General features: G+C 62.5%; 11 protein-coding genes and 1 tRNA gene. 7 read left to right on the top strand and 5 right to left on the bottom strand.

All coding sequences use genetic code 11. The annotated features are described in order from the left end of the window. Positions 1-126 precede the first annotated feature (126 nt). The gene (gene secA, locus EDE09_RS13380; RefSeq protein ID WP_132410927.1) at positions 127-2,838 is read left to right on the top strand and encodes a preprotein translocase subunit SecA; all 2,712 of its coding nucleotides are present in this window, start codon (positions 127-129) and stop codon (positions 2,836-2,838) included. 19 nt (positions 2,839-2,857) lie between these two features. On the opposite strand, the gene EDE09_RS13375 is transcribed toward secA, so the two are convergent. Further along, positions 2,858-3,775 carry a LysR family transcriptional regulator gene (locus tag EDE09_RS13375; RefSeq protein WP_132410925.1) on the bottom strand — a complete coding sequence of 306 codons (918 nt, stop codon included), beginning with the start codon at positions 3,773-3,775 and terminating at the stop codon, positions 2,858-2,860. Between the two features lie 142 nt (positions 3,776-3,917). Between EDE09_RS13375 and EDE09_RS13370 the strand changes: the two genes are divergently transcribed. From EDE09_RS13370 to EDE09_RS13360, 3 genes are all read left to right on the top strand, one after another. After that, positions 3,918-5,369, top strand: coding sequence for an MFS transporter (locus EDE09_RS13370; protein ID WP_132410923.1), 1,452 nt, complete (start codon positions 3,918-3,920; stop codon positions 5,367-5,369). 112 nt (positions 5,370-5,481) lie between these two features. Continuing rightward, positions 5,482-6,894, top strand: a complete 1,413-nt coding sequence (locus EDE09_RS13365) for a lipopolysaccharide biosynthesis protein (RefSeq protein WP_132410992.1) — start codon at positions 5,482-5,484, stop codon at positions 6,892-6,894. 2 nt (positions 6,895-6,896) lie between these two features. Further along, a complete protein-coding gene (locus EDE09_RS13360) occupies positions 6,897-8,174 on the top strand; it encodes a GNAT family N-acetyltransferase (protein ID WP_132410921.1) in 1,278 nt (425 codons plus the stop codon). On the opposite strand, the gene EDE09_RS13355 is transcribed toward EDE09_RS13360, so the two are convergent. Next, positions 8,175-9,809 carry an AMP-binding protein gene (locus tag EDE09_RS13355; protein ID WP_132410919.1) on the bottom strand — a complete coding sequence of 545 codons (1,635 nt, stop codon included), beginning with the start codon at positions 9,807-9,809 and terminating at the stop codon, positions 8,175-8,177. A 140-nt stretch (positions 9,810-9,949) separates the two neighbouring features. Between EDE09_RS13355 and EDE09_RS13350 the strand changes: the two genes are divergently transcribed. Both EDE09_RS13350 and EDE09_RS13345 read left to right on the top strand, forming a co-directional pair. After that, positions 9,950-10,034, top strand: a tRNA-Leu gene (locus tag EDE09_RS13350). A 164-nt stretch (positions 10,035-10,198) separates the two neighbouring features. Beyond that, entirely contained in the window at positions 10,199-10,714 is a 516-nt protein-coding gene (locus EDE09_RS13345; protein ID WP_105372664.1) for a disulfide bond formation protein B, read from the top strand. Between the two features lie 18 nt (positions 10,715-10,732). Here the strand turns inward: EDE09_RS13345 and EDE09_RS13340 are convergent, their stop codons facing one another. Both EDE09_RS13340 and EDE09_RS13335 read right to left on the bottom strand, forming a co-directional pair. Further along, complete coding sequence (locus EDE09_RS13340; RefSeq protein WP_105372665.1) at positions 10,733-11,290, bottom strand: HNH endonuclease; 558 nt, start codon at positions 11,288-11,290, stop codon at positions 10,733-10,735. A gap of 101 nt (positions 11,291-11,391) precedes the next feature. Further along, positions 11,392-12,033, bottom strand: a complete 642-nt coding sequence (locus EDE09_RS13335; RefSeq protein WP_105372666.1) for a DNA-3-methyladenine glycosylase — start codon at positions 12,031-12,033, stop codon at positions 11,392-11,394. 32 nt (positions 12,034-12,065) lie between these two features. On the opposite strand from EDE09_RS13335, the gene gluQRS reads away from it, so the two are divergent. After that, positions 12,066-12,962 (top strand): tRNA glutamyl-Q(34) synthetase GluQRS, encoded by an 897-nt coding sequence (gene gluQRS, locus EDE09_RS13330; RefSeq protein ID WP_105372667.1) that lies wholly within the window; start codon positions 12,066-12,068, stop codon positions 12,960-12,962. Here gluQRS and EDE09_RS13325 read toward each other — a convergent pair. Beyond that, positions 12,891-13,868 carry a YihY/virulence factor BrkB family protein gene (locus EDE09_RS13325; protein WP_105372668.1) on the bottom strand — a complete coding sequence of 326 codons (978 nt, stop codon included), beginning with the start codon at positions 13,866-13,868 and terminating at the stop codon, positions 12,891-12,893. The two genes, gluQRS and EDE09_RS13325, sit on opposite strands and share 72 nt — an antisense overlap. Positions 13,869-13,937: the final 69 nt, after the last annotated feature.

The following is a 13,937-nucleotide window of genomic DNA, read 5'->3' as shown; positions in this document are numbered from 1 at the left end:
TTATCTGTCACGCAACTTCGCGTCCAGAAGAGTTTCCGGGCGTGGCGGGTCATTTTGCCGTCATCAAGCCGACACCGGCAGCCCGGCCCGCCGTCCCAAGAACTGAGATCAGAAAGGACCATTCGTATGGTCAGCCTTGGCGGCATCGCCCGCAAATTGTTCGGTTCGGCAAACGACCGTCGCCTCCGCGGCTACCAGCCGAAAATAGACGCCATCAATGCAATTGAGGAAAAGACCAAGGCTCTTTCCGACGAGCAGCTCGCAGCCCAGACTGCGGAATTCAAGAAACTGCTTGCCGAAGGCAAGACGCTCGACGACATCCTCATCCCGGCCTTTGCCGTCGTGCGGGAAGCGTCCCGCCGGGTCCTCGGCATGCGCCCCTTCGACGTGCAGCTGATGGGCGGCATGATCCTTCACGACGGTGCAATCGCGGAGATGAAGACCGGCGAAGGCAAGACGCTGGTGGCAACCCTGCCCGTTTACCTCAACGCGCTCTCCGGCAAGGGCGTTCACGTGGTCACGGTCAACGATTACCTCGCCCGCCGCGATGCGACGACAATGGGCAAGCTCTACGGCTTCCTCGGCCTGACCACGGGCGTCATCGTCCACGGCTTGAGCGACGAGGAGCGTCACGCGGCCTATGCCTGCGACATCACCTACGCCACCAACAACGAACTGGGCTTCGACTATCTGCGCGACAACATGAAATATGAGCGCAGCCAGATGGTCCAGCGCGGCCACAACTATGCGATCGTCGACGAAGTGGACTCGATCCTGGTCGACGAGGCGCGCACGCCGCTGATCATCTCCGGCCCGCTCGATGACCGCTCCGAACTCTACAACACGATCGACGCTTTCATTCCGCTGCTCTCGCCGGAAGATTACGAGATCGACGAGAAGCAGCGCTCGGCCAATTTCTCCGAAGCCGGCACCGAAAAGCTCGAAAACCTGCTGCGCCAGGCGGGTCTGCTGAAGGGCGAAAGCCTCTACGATGTCGAGAACGTGGCGATTGTCCACCACATCAACAACGCGCTGAAGGCTCACAAGCTTTTCACCCGCGACAAGGACTATATCGTCCGCAACGGCGAGATCGTCATCATCGACGAATTCACGGGCCGCATGATGCCCGGCCGCCGTTATTCGGAAGGCCAGCACCAGGCGCTCGAAGCCAAGGAGAAGGTGCAGATCCAGCCGGAGAACCAGACGCTCTCCTCGATCACCTTCCAGAACTATTTCCGCATGTACGCAAAGCTCGCCGGCATGACCGGTACGGCTTCGACGGAAGCGGAGGAATTCGGCAACATTTACAAGCTGGAAGTGGTCGAAGTGCCGACCAACATGCCGATCCAGCGTATCGACGAAGACGATGAGGTCTACCGGAGCTTCGACGAGAAATTCAAGGCGATCATCGCAGAGATCAAGGATGCTCACGAGCGCGGCCAGCCGGTCCTCGTCGGCACGACCTCGATCGAGAAGTCGGAATTGCTGGCGACCATGCTGCGCCAGTCCGGCTTCGACAACTTCCAGGTTCTGAACGCTCGTTACCACGAACAGGAAGCCTATATCGTCAGCCAGGCCGGCGTGCCGGGCGCGGTGACGATCGCCACCAACATGGCCGGCCGCGGCACCGACATCCAGCTTGGCGGCAATATCGAGATGCGCCTTGAGCGCGAACTGGAGGGGATCGAGGATCCGGCAGAACGCTCTGCCAAGGAAACCGCCATCCGCGAAGAGGTCAGGCAGCTCAAGGAAAAGGCGCTTGCCGCCGGCGGCCTCTACGTCATCGCCACCGAGCGCCACGAAAGCCGCCGCATCGACAACCAGCTGCGCGGCCGTTCCGGCCGTCAGGGCGATCCGGGCCGCTCGAAATTCTACCTGTCGCTCCAGGACGACCTGATGCGCATCTTCGGCTCCGACCGCATGGACGGCATGCTGCAGAAGCTCGGCCTAAAGGAAGGCGAGGCGATCGTCCATCCCTGGATCAACAAGGCGCTGGAACGTGCCCAGAAGAAGGTGGAAGCCCGCAACTTCGACATCCGCAAGAACCTTCTGAAATACGACGACGTCACCAACGACCAGCGCAAGGTTATCTTCGAGCAGCGCCTCGAGATGATGGACTCCGAAGACGTTTCGGAAGTCGTCGAGGAAATGCGCACCGAGGTGATCGAAGTTCTCGTCGCAAAGCACATTCCCGAGCGCGCCTATGCCGAACAGTGGAATGCGCAGGGGCTGCGCGAAGACGTCGGCCGCCAGCTAAACCTGGATCTGCCGATCGAGGATTGGGTCAAGGAAGAAGGCATCGGCGAGGACGACATCCGCGAGCGCATTACCGAGGCGGCAAACAAGGCTGCCGCCGATCGCCGCGAACGCTTCGGCGCCGATATCATGAATTATGTGGAGCGCTCCGTGCTGCTCCAGACGCTCGACCACCTGTGGCGCGAACATATCGTCAATCTCGACCACCTGCGTTCGGTCATCGGCTTCCGCGGTTATGCGCAGCGCGATCCGCTGCAGGAATACAAGGCCGAGGCCTTCGAGCTCTTCCAGGCCTTGCTCGCTAACCTGCGCGAAGCAGTGACGGCCCAGATGATGCGCGTCGAACTCGTGCAGAACCCCGAGCCGCCGGAACCGCCGCCGGTCTTCGAAGGACATCATATCGATCCGACCACGGGCGAAGACCAGTTTACCGGCCAGGATGGCGAAAACTTCATCGCCGCGCCGCAGGACCGTCACCCGGAAGACCCGTCCACCTGGGGCAAGGTCGGCCGCAACGAAGCCTGCCCCTGCGGCTCGGGCAAGAAATACAAGCACTGCCACGGCGCGTTCGAACAGGTCTGAGACTTGAGATAAGCTGGCGTCAGGCTTCGGCGCGTTGTTCCCGCGCCGAAGCCGCACAGACATCCCGAACGCAGCTGCGCAACCATCGATGGGCGGGGTCGGCATCCATCCGGGGGTGCCAGAGCAGCGATACCGTTATCTCCGGCATCGGAACTGGAAGCGGGAAGCTGAACAGCCCCTTGCGCAGATTGCCGGTATGACGCTCGGGAACCGTGGCGATGAGATCCGAAGCCCGCGCCAGAGCCAGAGCCGCGGAAAAACCCCCGACGATCGTGACAATCTCCCGCCTCGCCCCTTGGGCCTCGAGCGCCTCGTCGAGCGGGCCTTTGTCGAAACCCCGTCGTGACACCAGCACATGCCTGCCCGCCGCGTAGCGGGAAAGGTTCATCTCGCCCTGGCTCAGCGGGTGGCCCATCCGCACCACTCCGACGAAACGGTCCCTGAACAACGCCTGGACGCGGACTTCCGGACCAGTTGCCGCCCCGATCACACCCGTTTCCAAATCGACCGTGCCATCACGCAAGGGGCCGCTCTCCTTGTTCGGCTTCGGTATGAAACGCAGCTGAACGCCAGGAGCCTGTTCTCCGACCAACGCAATGAGTTCCGGTCCAAAATTCTCGACGAAACCATCGCTGCTGCGAAGCGTGAACGTCCGGACGAGTTTTTTGAGATCGAGGCTTTCGGCAGGCCGCAGAACCGCTTCGGCATCCTGCACGAGCTGACCGACCCGTTCGCGCAGTTCAAGGGCGCGGGGTGTCGGCACCAGGCCGCGACCAGCCCTGACCAGAAGCGGATCCCCCGTCGTGTCCCGCAGTCGCGCCAGTGCCCGGCTCATGGCGGACGGACTGAGACGCAGGCGCCTGGCCGCGCGGGCCACGCTGCCTTCGGCAAGCAACACATCGAGGGTGACGAGCAGGTTCAGATCGGGATGCGACATGCGCCGAAGATAGCACAACGGTTTCGGCCTGACATGGCGTAAAACGCACGAATTGAGTGCAAATGATGCGCCTTCTGCCATATATCGAGAACGAGCTACGTTTGCTGCGCTGATCCCAGCTGCAGAAACGGAAGGTGTGACCATGCAAAGCGATAGAAAACGAGCCGTAGCCGCCAGCGGCGAGAAATTGCGTGCCCCGCGCGGCGCACTCGCGGCCGTTTCCCTTGCCATGCTGCTCTCCTCGCTCGGAACCAGCATCGCCAATGTCGGTCTCCCGGCGATGGGGCCGGCGTTCGGCGCCTCCTTCCAGCAGGTACAATGGGTCGTGCTGGCCTACCTCCTTGCAATCACCGTGCTGATCGTCAGTGTCGGGCGGCTCGGCGATATTGTCGGCCGGCGGCGGTTGCTGCTCATTGGGCTCGGCTTGTTCATGCTCGCCTCCATCGCCTGCGGCGCCGCGCCCACGCTCGCCGTGCTCATTGCTGCGCGGGCGGCGCAGGGTCTTGCAGCGGCGATCATGATGGCGCTTTCCATGGCGATTGTCGGGGAGATCGTGCCGAAGGAGAGAGCCGGCAGCGCCATGGGGCTGCTCGGAACCATGTCGGCAGTCGGTACGGCCCTTGGCCCGTCGCTCGGGGGTGCTTTGATCGCGGCAAGCGGATGGCGAGCGATCTTTCTGGTTGCCGTTCCGCTTGCGGCGCTCGCCTTCGTTCTTGCCTACCGCTATCTACCCTCCCATGCGCCGGCAACGGAGCGTCAGGGCAAACCGCAGTTGGACATCCGGGGGACGGCGCTGCTGGGGCTGGCGCTTTTGGCTTACGCACTCGCCACAACGCTCGGACATGGCAGCTTCGGGCCACTGAACGCCGCGCTGCTCGTAGCAGCGATCGTCGGATTTTGCCTGTTTCTATTCGCCGAAACCAGAACGGTATCCCCCCTGGTCCGGCCGGCAATGCTGCGCGATCCATCGCTGGCTGCCGGCCTTGCGATGAGCACGCTCGTTTCGACGGTGATCATGGCGACGCTTGTTGTCGGCCCGTTCTACCTTTCCCGATCGCTTGGGCTCAACGCGGCTTTGGTGGGGTTTGCCATGTCGACCGGCCCCGTGGTCTCCGCCCTGACCGGCTGGCCAGCCGGCCACCTGGTAGACCACTTCGGCTCCGCCCGCGCGACGGTTGCTGGCCTCCTGGCGATGATGGCGGGTTCCGTCGCGCTGGCGATGCTGCCGAGAACGTTTGGCATATGGGCCTATGTAACACCGCTGGCCGTCATGACCGCCGGTTATGCTTTATTCCAAGCTGCCAATAACACAGCCGTCATGGCGGATATCCCGCCGGATCAGCGAGGCCTGACGGCGGGCTTGCTGAACCTGTCGCGCAATCTCGGCCTCACCACCGGGGCGTCCGTCATGGGTGCCATATTCGCGGCGATGTCCGGAGCAGGCGACATAACGGCGGCATCCGCCGATGCGACCGCCGTCGGGATGCAAGCCGCTTTCGCAACCGCTGCCGGATTGGTCGTCGTCGCCCTTGCGGTCGCGGCAGCAAAGCATATAGCAGCGAGCCGCCCCGCCTCACCCGTCGAAACACCTTGAGTTATCCGGCGCCGCCGGGCTTTTTAGCCATCCGACGAACCCTTTCTTAACCCTGCTGTGGCAACACTTTCGCAATTGTTCCCGTCGTCGCTACGAGTATTGCGTGCCCATCATGGCGGTCATCGAAACAGCGGAGAGATTGCTGCCGCCAGGCTTACGCGCCCGGCTTCATCCGCTGACGCGCAAGCTCGAGACGATCCTGACCGATGAGGACGAGACGGCACGTGCCCAGCGCCGGGCGCTGATCGCCTTCGTTATCCGCATTTTCAGTGCTGCAATCGCGTTCGTTTCGCAGATCATCCTCGCCCGCCTGATGGGCGAGTTCGAATACGGCATCTTCGCCTTCGTCTGGGTTGTCGTGGTGCTTGCCGGCAACCTCTCCTGCCTCGGCTTCCACACCTCCGTGATCCGTTTCCTGCACCAGCACAAGGCCCGCGGCGAAGTGGAGACCGTGCGCGGTCTCAATCTGGCCGTCCGCCTGGTGGCTTTCGGCTCGGCGAGCTTCATCGGCGCTGTCGGCTTAGTCTTCCTGCAGGTCTTCGAGGGCAGGCTCGAGGCCTATTACCTGGTGCCAATCTCGCTTGCCTTCTTCACCATGCCGATGATCGCGCTCGGAGACGTGCTGGACGGGACCGCGCGTTCGAACGGCTGGACGGTGACTGCGCTGAGCCCCACCTACCTCATCCGTCCGACCCTGATCCTCGTCTTTATGCTAGCCGCCCTGTGGTTCGGCGCTCCACGCACCGCCGTGACGGCGATGGAGGCAGCACTTGCGGCAACCTATGTGACGACGCTCCTGCAGCTTCTGCGCCTGACGCTTCGCCTGCGCCGGCTCTACGGGATCGGCCCCAGGCGTTTCGAAATGGGCGCCTGGTTCCGCTATTCGCTGCCGCTCTTTCTGGTGGACGGCATCGGCTTCCTGCTGACCAATGCGGATGTCGTGGTCGTCGGCCTCTACCTGCCGCCCGACCAGGTGGGCATCTATTACGCCGCCGCCAAGACGATCGTGCTCGTCCAGTTCGTCTATTTCTCCATCAAGGCCGCCGCCGGCCCCCGGTTCTCCGCCATCCTGGCGGAAGGGGACATGGCGGCGCTCGCAGCCTTTGCCGGACAGATGGCTCGCTGGAGTTTCTGGCCGTCGCTTGCCGTCGGTCTTCTGGCACTTGCCGCAGGCGATCTGCTGCTCTCGCTCTTCGGCAGCGCCTTCACCGCCGGTTACTGGCTGATGGCGATCCTCTTTGCCGGCATCCTCGCCAAATCCATGGTCGGGCCTGGCGAGGTGCTGCTCAGCATGGCGGGACACCAGAACCTCTGTGTCCTGCTCTATGCCATCACCCTTGCGGCCAGCATCGGCCTCAACATCGCGCTCATTTCCCATTTCGGACTTGTCGGCGCGGCGGCGGCAACGGCATCGGCAATGATGATCGAGGCGGTGCTGCTGCATATCGCCGTGCGCCGCACGCTCGGCATCGTGCTCTTCGCATTTGCCGAGCCTATGCCCTCCGTTCCTTCAAAGGCTTCCTGACCATGGCTCAACCACCGATCAGCGGCGAATTCGAAGGCAATGGCGGCGGACATTTTCCGCCGATACAGAGATTTCGTGTCGAACGCCCCGACGCCGACACCCGGTTGCCGATCGGCCGGTCGGGCCGTGAACTCTGCCTCTATCCGGCTGCCTTCGGCTACGATCTCCAGGAAGAACTAGAGTTCCTCTCCAATCGGGCCATGGAGCCCAATATCTTCTTCTCAGCGAGGTTGCTGGCGCCCGCCATGCCGCGGGTGGAGGACAAGCAGGTTCGCCTGGCGCTGATCCGCGATGAAAGCGGGGCGCGCAGCCGTCTCAGACTGCTGATGCCGTTCACCATCGAAAAACCCGGCTTCTCGATGGGTGCATCGATCCTCCGCACCTGGGCCAATCCCTTCGGCCCGCTCGGCACCCCGCTCGTCGATGCCGAAGATGCCGCCGAAACGATCGACAATCTCTTCGAGGCCCTCATCCTCAGGGAAGCGCGGCTTCCGGGCGTGCTGGTATTGCCTGACGTTCGCCTCAATGGCCATTTCGCCCAGTTAGCCAAGGCTGTCGCCATCGGACGCAACCTGCCGGTGGCGGTCACCGATCCGTTCCGGCGGCCGATGCTGGAGAGTCTGCTCGATGGCGAAGCCTATCTGAAACATGCGGTCTCTCCGCATCATTTCCGGGAGATGCGCCGCGTCTGGCGCAACCTGGCAGCCCGCGGCACCCTTGCCTATTCGGTGGCCCGCCAGCCGGAGGAGGTCCGGCTGCGCATGGAGGAATTCCTGCTGCTCGAGGCGAAAGGCTGGAAGGGGCGCAGGCGTTCCGCACTCATCAATGACCGCTTCCGCTCGGCTTTTGCCCGCGAAGCGATCACCAATCTTGCCGAAGTCGATGCCGTGCGCATCCATACGGTCGATTTCGACGGCCGCGCCATCGCCTCTCTCGTCGTCTTCCTGATGGCCGGCGAAGCCTATACCTGGAAAACGGCCTATGACGAGAATTTCTCCTCCTATTCGCCCGGCAAGCTTCTGATGATGAAGCTGACGGAATGGCATCTTGAAGACGCCAACATCACCCGCACTGACAGCTGCGCCGTCCCCGATCACCCGATCATGAGCCGCTTCTGGGAGGAACGCGAGGAGATGGGTACGCTGGTGATCGGGCTGAAACAGAACGGCGACCGCGACGTGCGCCAGGTGGCGGCGCAGCTTCACCTTTACCGCAACACCCGCAACATGGCCCGCATCCTCAGGGAGAAGATCCTGTCGATCGCCGGCCGCTCGGAATGATCACTCCGCGGCGGCTTTTTCACGAAGCAGCCGTCGGATGACCTTGCCGCTGGTCGTCAGCGGTATCTCGTCCACAAAGGCGACCTCGCGCGGATATTCGTGCATGGAAAGCCGCGTCTTCACCCATTCGCGGATCTCCGCCGCCAGTTCCGGGCTCGGATCATAGCCGGGTGCGACGACGATATAGGCCTTGACGATTTCCGTGCGGACCGGATCGGGTTTGCCGACCACCGCCGCCAGACGAACGGCGGGATGGCCGCTCAGACAGTCCTCGATCTCGCTCGGGCCGATGCGGTAGCCGGACGAGGTGATGACGTCGTCGTCGCGGCCGATGAATTCCACATAACCTTCTTCGTCCCGGCGGCCGAGGTCGCCCGTCACGAGCCAATCTCCGATGAACTTGGATTCGGTCGCCGCCTCGTCGTTCCAGTAGCCGAGGAACATCACCGGGTCCGGCCGGCGGATGGCGATCTGCCCGATCTGTCCGACGGGACGCTCCATGCCCTTTTCATCGATGACGCCGACGATATGCCCGGGCACCGGACGGCCGATCGCGCCGCCTCGCGACACGCCGAGATAGGCGGCCGAGGAGAGCACGAAATTGCATTCCGTCTGGCCGTAGAACTCATTGACGGTGAGCCCGAGTGCCGATTTGGCCCAGTCGTAGGTCTCCCGGCCAAGCGCCTCACCGGCTGAGGCGATCGTGCGCAGCTTCAGATCGTATTTCTCCAGCGGTCTTTCGACCGCCTTCAGAAGACGCAGGGCCGTCGGAGGGATGAAGGCGTTGCGGACATCCATTTCCGCCATAATGCGGAAGGCCATGTCCGCGTCGAATTTCTGGGCCGGCGAGGAGACGACGGGAATGCCGAGCATCAACGCCGGCATCAGCACGTTGAGCAGACCGCCTGCCCAGGCCCAATCGGACGGCGTCCAGATCCGGTCGCCCGCCTGCGGTGCAAATTCATGCGCCAGCTGAAAGCCTGGAATATGGCCGGCCAGCACCCGGTGTCCGTGCAACGCCGCCTTCGGCGGGCCTGTGGTACCGGAGGTGAAGATCATCAGTGCAGGATCGTCAGGCCCGGTCGGCGCAACGGCAAAATCCGACGGATGGGCTGATATCAACTCCGCAAGCGAAACAAGCTTCCCCTGCGGGGCCACATCCGACGTGACGATGACATGCTTCAGATCGGGCAGCCGCTCGCGCAGTTCGGTGAGGCGCGAGAGGCCGAAGGCATTGGTGACGATCGCCGCCGTGCTCGATGCCCTCAGGCGATATTCGAGCGCCTCGGCGCCGAAGAGTAGAGCGAGCGGCAGCGCGATTGCGCCCATCTTATAGATAGCGACGTGCGCGATCACCGTCTCGAAGCTCTGCGGCAGCAGAAGCGCGACCCGATCGCCGGCCTTCAGGCCGAGCGAAACAAAGGCATTCGCAAGCGAGGCGGAGCGCGCCGCAAGTTCGCCATAGGTGAGAGAAGAATGCGCGCCATCGGGGCTGAAGTGCTGCAGGCAGATGCGGTCCGGATGTTTCGCCGCCCAGTCATCGCTGACCACCTCGCCCATGTTAAACCTTGGCGGGATGTCCCAGGCGAAATTGCGATAGATCTCCTCATAGGAGGTGCCGGCAGGCAGTTTCATGTGCAGTGCTTCTCATTTTGCTGCACCAGCTAACATCTTCGAAGTTTGAAATACAAGAGGGACAAACCCACCACGCAATGAGCACTTCAATCTTGCAAGACGCTACGGCCTCGTGATAGAGCGCTTGCCACTACCGAAGTGCCCCGTTGGCGGAATTGGTAGACGCGCCTGACTCAAAATCAGGTTCCGAAAGGAGTGCTGGTTCGATTCCGGCACGGGGCACCATTCTCCAAGAGATGTCGTTCGACCCACTTGAGAAAAGCGGGCACCACAAATCCTCCGCAAACTCACGAAAAAGTGGCGGAGCGGAGACAATTTGTCTCCTGTGCGATCATTTACAGCGCGGCTGCATCTGCTCTAAGTGAGCCAACATCAGTGAGGAAAAGTTTATGGCGCTGACAGCTTCCGCCCCTCGATCCCACGCCGGAATGGGCTACGCCGTTGCCGTCACTGTGGGCATGGCAGCAACTGTCGGAGGCGCGCTCGCCTTTCAGTATATCGGCGGCTATATCCCCTGCGCGCTTTGCCTGCTGCAGCGCGATCCCTATTACTACGGCATTCCGGTCGGCATCCTCGGGATCATTGCGTCGGCTCTTAGCCTGCCGGGCTGGATCACGCGCGCAACCCTCCTTGTCATTGGCGTGATGATGCTGGTCGGCGCTGGCATGGGCGTCTATCACTCCGGCGTAGAATGGGCCTTCTGGGAGGGACCGGCGAGTTGCGGTGGCGGGGCCGGCGTCACAACCAATGCCGGCAGCCTGCTTTCGGACCTCAACACCGTCCACGGCCCCTCCTGCACGGAAGCAGCCCTTCGCGTGCTTGGCCTGTCATTTGCCGGCTGGAATGTCCTTGCCAGCGTCATTCTTGCCGGGATCGCCTTTCTGGGCGCCAAAAAGGCCGCCTGAGGCGGCCTCCGGCCGAGATCACGGCTGCAGTTCCGTATCCCAGTAGAGATAGTCCATCCAGCTTTCGTGCAGGTAGTTCGGCGGGAAAAGCCGGCCGTTGTTGTGCAGGTCCTGTACCGTCGGCTGATAAGGCTTCTGATGCGGGAACATGCCGGCCTGCTTCGGCAGCTTGCTGCCCTTCCTGAGATTGCAGGGCGAGCAGGCGGCCACGACATTTTCCCAGGTGGTTTCTCCGCCATGGGCGCGCGGGATGACGTGGTCGAAGGTCAGATCATCGTTTTCACCGCAATACTGGCACTCGAACTTGTCCCGCAGGAAGACGTTGAACCGGGTGAAGGCAGGGTTGCGGGTCGGCTGAATATAGGTCTTCAGGCTGACGACGCTCGGCAATTTCATGGAGAAGCTTGGAGAGCAGACCGAGTGTTCGTATTCGGCGATGATATTGACCCGGTCGAGGAAAACCGCCTTGATCGCGTCCTGCCAGGACCACAGCGACAAGGGATAATAACTCAGCGGCCGGTAGTCAGCGTTCAGAACGAGCGCCGGCAGGGCCTGCGGGGAGACTGCAATCGTCAAGTGACGCTCCTACCCGATTCGGCATCTGTACTTTCTATATTAGGTCCGTTGTTACAGGATTGTGAAGCCCAATAAATGCAGTGAGATACTTTGCCCCAGCTTCACGCAAGCGGCGTGGCGTCCCGGCGCATCTTCGCCGCGTAATAGGCCCAAAAGAGCCTCGCCGCGACGGACCGCCACGGCCGCCAGGCTTCCGCCATTGCCGCGAGATCTTTCGCTTGAGGCCGCGCCTCCAGCCCCAGCGCGTGCCCAACGGCCGCCTGCAGAGCCACGTCGCCGGACGGAAAGATATCGGGGTGCCCTCCGCAGAACATCAGATAGACCCCCGCCGTCCACGGCCCGATGCCCGGGAGCGCCGTCATCGTCCGGATGGCCTCGCCCGTTTCCAGTTCACAGATCGACTCCAGGTCGATGAGGCCTTGCGAAATTGCTGTGGAGAGATTGAGAAGCGTCGCAGCCTTCGCCCGTGAGAGGCCGAAGGTGGCGACAACGGCGGGATCAAGCGCTGCATAACCCGCAGCGGTGACCGGCCCGGCAGCGGTGATTCGCCCCCAGATCGCCTCCGCGCTTGCCCGCGAGACCATCTGCGACACGATGATCGAGGCAAGGCCGGCAAATCCAGGCTCGTTGAGCCTGAGCGGCACCGGCCCGGCGGCCCCGACGATCGACACGAGCCGCGGATCGAGCTCGACCAGAGCCTCGAGTCCCGCCTGGATATCCGAAGGGCCGCGGATGATCCGCACAACCTGCCTCCCATGGCTGTTTCGCAAAAAGCATGCCAGAAGAAGCCATGCCTGCGTCATCCTCTGATAAACCGGTCTATCGGTTCGCGCCAAGCCCGAACGGGCTGCTTCATCTCGGCCATGCGCTCTCCGCCCTCCTGAACCACGATATGGCCAGGGCGGGGGATGGGAGGTTTTTGCTGCGCATCGAAGATATCGACCTCGCCCGCTGCACGCCGGAATTCGAGCAGTTGATCTATCGCGACCTTGCCTGGCTTGGACTCGACTGGGAAAGGCCGGTGCGGCGGCAGTCAGAGCATTTTGCCACCTATCACGCCGCACTCGACCGGCTGACGGAGATGGGTCTCGCCTATCCCGCCTTCATGACCCGCGGCGACGTAAAGGCTAAAGTGGCAGCCTATGAAGCCGGCGGAAAGACCTGGCCCCGCGACCCGGACGGCTCACCACTCTATCCGGAAGACGACCGGCATCGAAGCGAGGCGGAACGGCGGCAGCTGATCACAAGGGGCCTGCGGCACGCCCACCGGTTGGACATGCGAAAGGCGCTGAGCCTCATCGGCCATCCCTTGACATGGATCGAAACTGGCGACGGCGAGCGCGGGCGGATTTCCGCCGATCCGGCCGTCTGGGGAGACGTCATCCTGTCCCGTTCCGACGCTCCGTCGAGCTATCATCTCTCGGTGACGGTGGACGATGCAGCGCAGGGCATCACGCATGTGGTGCGCGGGCTGGATCTCTTCGACGCGACCGCGGTGCACCGGCTGCTGCAGGAACTTCTGGAACTGCCCGAGCCGCTCTACCATCACCATCGGCTTATCCTGGGAGAGGACGGCAGGAAGCTTGCAAAAAGCGAGGGATCAACGGGACTTGCGGCCCTTCGCGACCAAGGCCTCCTGCCCAGCGACATCCGCCGGCTGGTCGGCCTTTGAGGCCTCTTCCTCCTCGCGCCGGCGCCGCTCTTTCTGGAGCCGCGACACCACCGAATAGACCCGGTACTTCATCAGCGCCGCGTTGAGCTCCGCACCCAGCATGAAGATCACCGCGACCATGTAGAGAAAGACCAGCACGATCATGATCGACGCCAGCCCCGCATAAGTCGCGGCATAATTGGCAAAGGTCGAGAGATAGGCTGCAAAACCCAGGCCGAAGGCGGTCCAAAGGACAATCGTCAGCGTCACGCCCGGCAGGACGTCGATGATGCGCCGGTCTCCGGCCGGCAGCCATTTGTGCGAGAGCAGAAGCCCGGCCATCAGCACCAGCGCAGTGCCGTAAAGACCCCAGTTGGCGGCCGTCGTCAGATCGGGGATCAGCCAGGGAAATCGCGTTTCGGCAAAGCGCATCGCGACCGGGACGGCCACGAGCACGATGCTGATCAGGGCAAAGATCACCACTGCGACGATTACATAACCAAGGCTCGCGAGCCTCGTCACGTACCACGCCCGCGTCTCGGACATCCGGTAGGCACGGTTGAGAGAAATACGCAGCGCCTCGACACCGTTGGAGGCGAAATAGGCGGCCGCCAATACGGAAACGGTCAGCAGCCCGCCCCGCGGCATGGTGAGCACACGCTGGATTTCCGAGGCGATCGGCGCGGCGATATCCGCCGGCCAGGTATCGAACAGAAGATGGATCGCCGTATCTGAAAATCCGCCGGCACCGAGAAAACCCGCAAGAGCGGTCCCGAAGATCAGGAAGGGAAAGAGCGCCAGCAGACCCGAGAGCGCCACATGGCTTGCCATCGCCCAGCCATCATCCTCGTTGAAGTGACAATAGGCGTCCCAAAATACCTTATAGGCGAGCCTGTACCACCGAAAGGGGCGGTTTTCTTCGGACAATGGCGACTCCGTTGTGACTTGGTGCGAAATATGGGAGGAACCCTTCCTGTTGTACAGGGACGAGATCAA

It is taken from the genome of Neorhizobium sp. S3-V5DH, from assembly GCF_004343065.1.
Classification (GTDB): domain Bacteria; phylum Pseudomonadota; class Alphaproteobacteria; order Rhizobiales; family Rhizobiaceae; genus Neorhizobium; species Neorhizobium huautlense.
Note: the sequence above shows the minus strand (reverse complement) of the source record. Positions and strands in the feature narration are given on the sequence as shown.

What these genes read in the sequence shown, in the direction of transcription:
- secA (WP_132410927.1), top strand. Translation starts at nt 127, where the DNA reads ATGGTCAGCCTTGGCGGCATCGCCCGCAAATTGTTCGGTTCGGCAAAC.
- EDE09_RS13375 (WP_132410925.1), bottom strand. Translation starts at nt 3,775, where the DNA reads ATGTCGCATCCCGATCTGAACCTGCTCGTCACCCTCGATGTGTTGCTT.
- EDE09_RS13370 (WP_132410923.1), top strand. Translation starts at nt 3,918, where the DNA reads ATGCAAAGCGATAGAAAACGAGCCGTAGCCGCCAGCGGCGAGAAATTG.
- EDE09_RS13365 (WP_132410992.1), top strand. Translation starts at nt 5,482, where the DNA reads ATGGCGGTCATCGAAACAGCGGAGAGATTGCTGCCGCCAGGCTTACGC.
- EDE09_RS13360 (WP_132410921.1), top strand. Translation starts at nt 6,897, where the DNA reads ATGGCTCAACCACCGATCAGCGGCGAATTCGAAGGCAATGGCGGCGGA.
- EDE09_RS13355 (WP_132410919.1), bottom strand. Translation starts at nt 9,809, where the DNA reads ATGAAACTGCCTGCCGGCACCTCCTATGAGGAGATCTATCGCAATTTC.
- EDE09_RS13345 (WP_105372664.1), top strand. Translation starts at nt 10,199, where the DNA reads ATGGCGCTGACAGCTTCCGCCCCTCGATCCCACGCCGGAATGGGCTAC.
- gluQRS (WP_105372667.1), top strand. Translation starts at nt 12,066, where the DNA reads ATGCCAGAAGAAGCCATGCCTGCGTCATCCTCTGATAAACCGGTCTAT.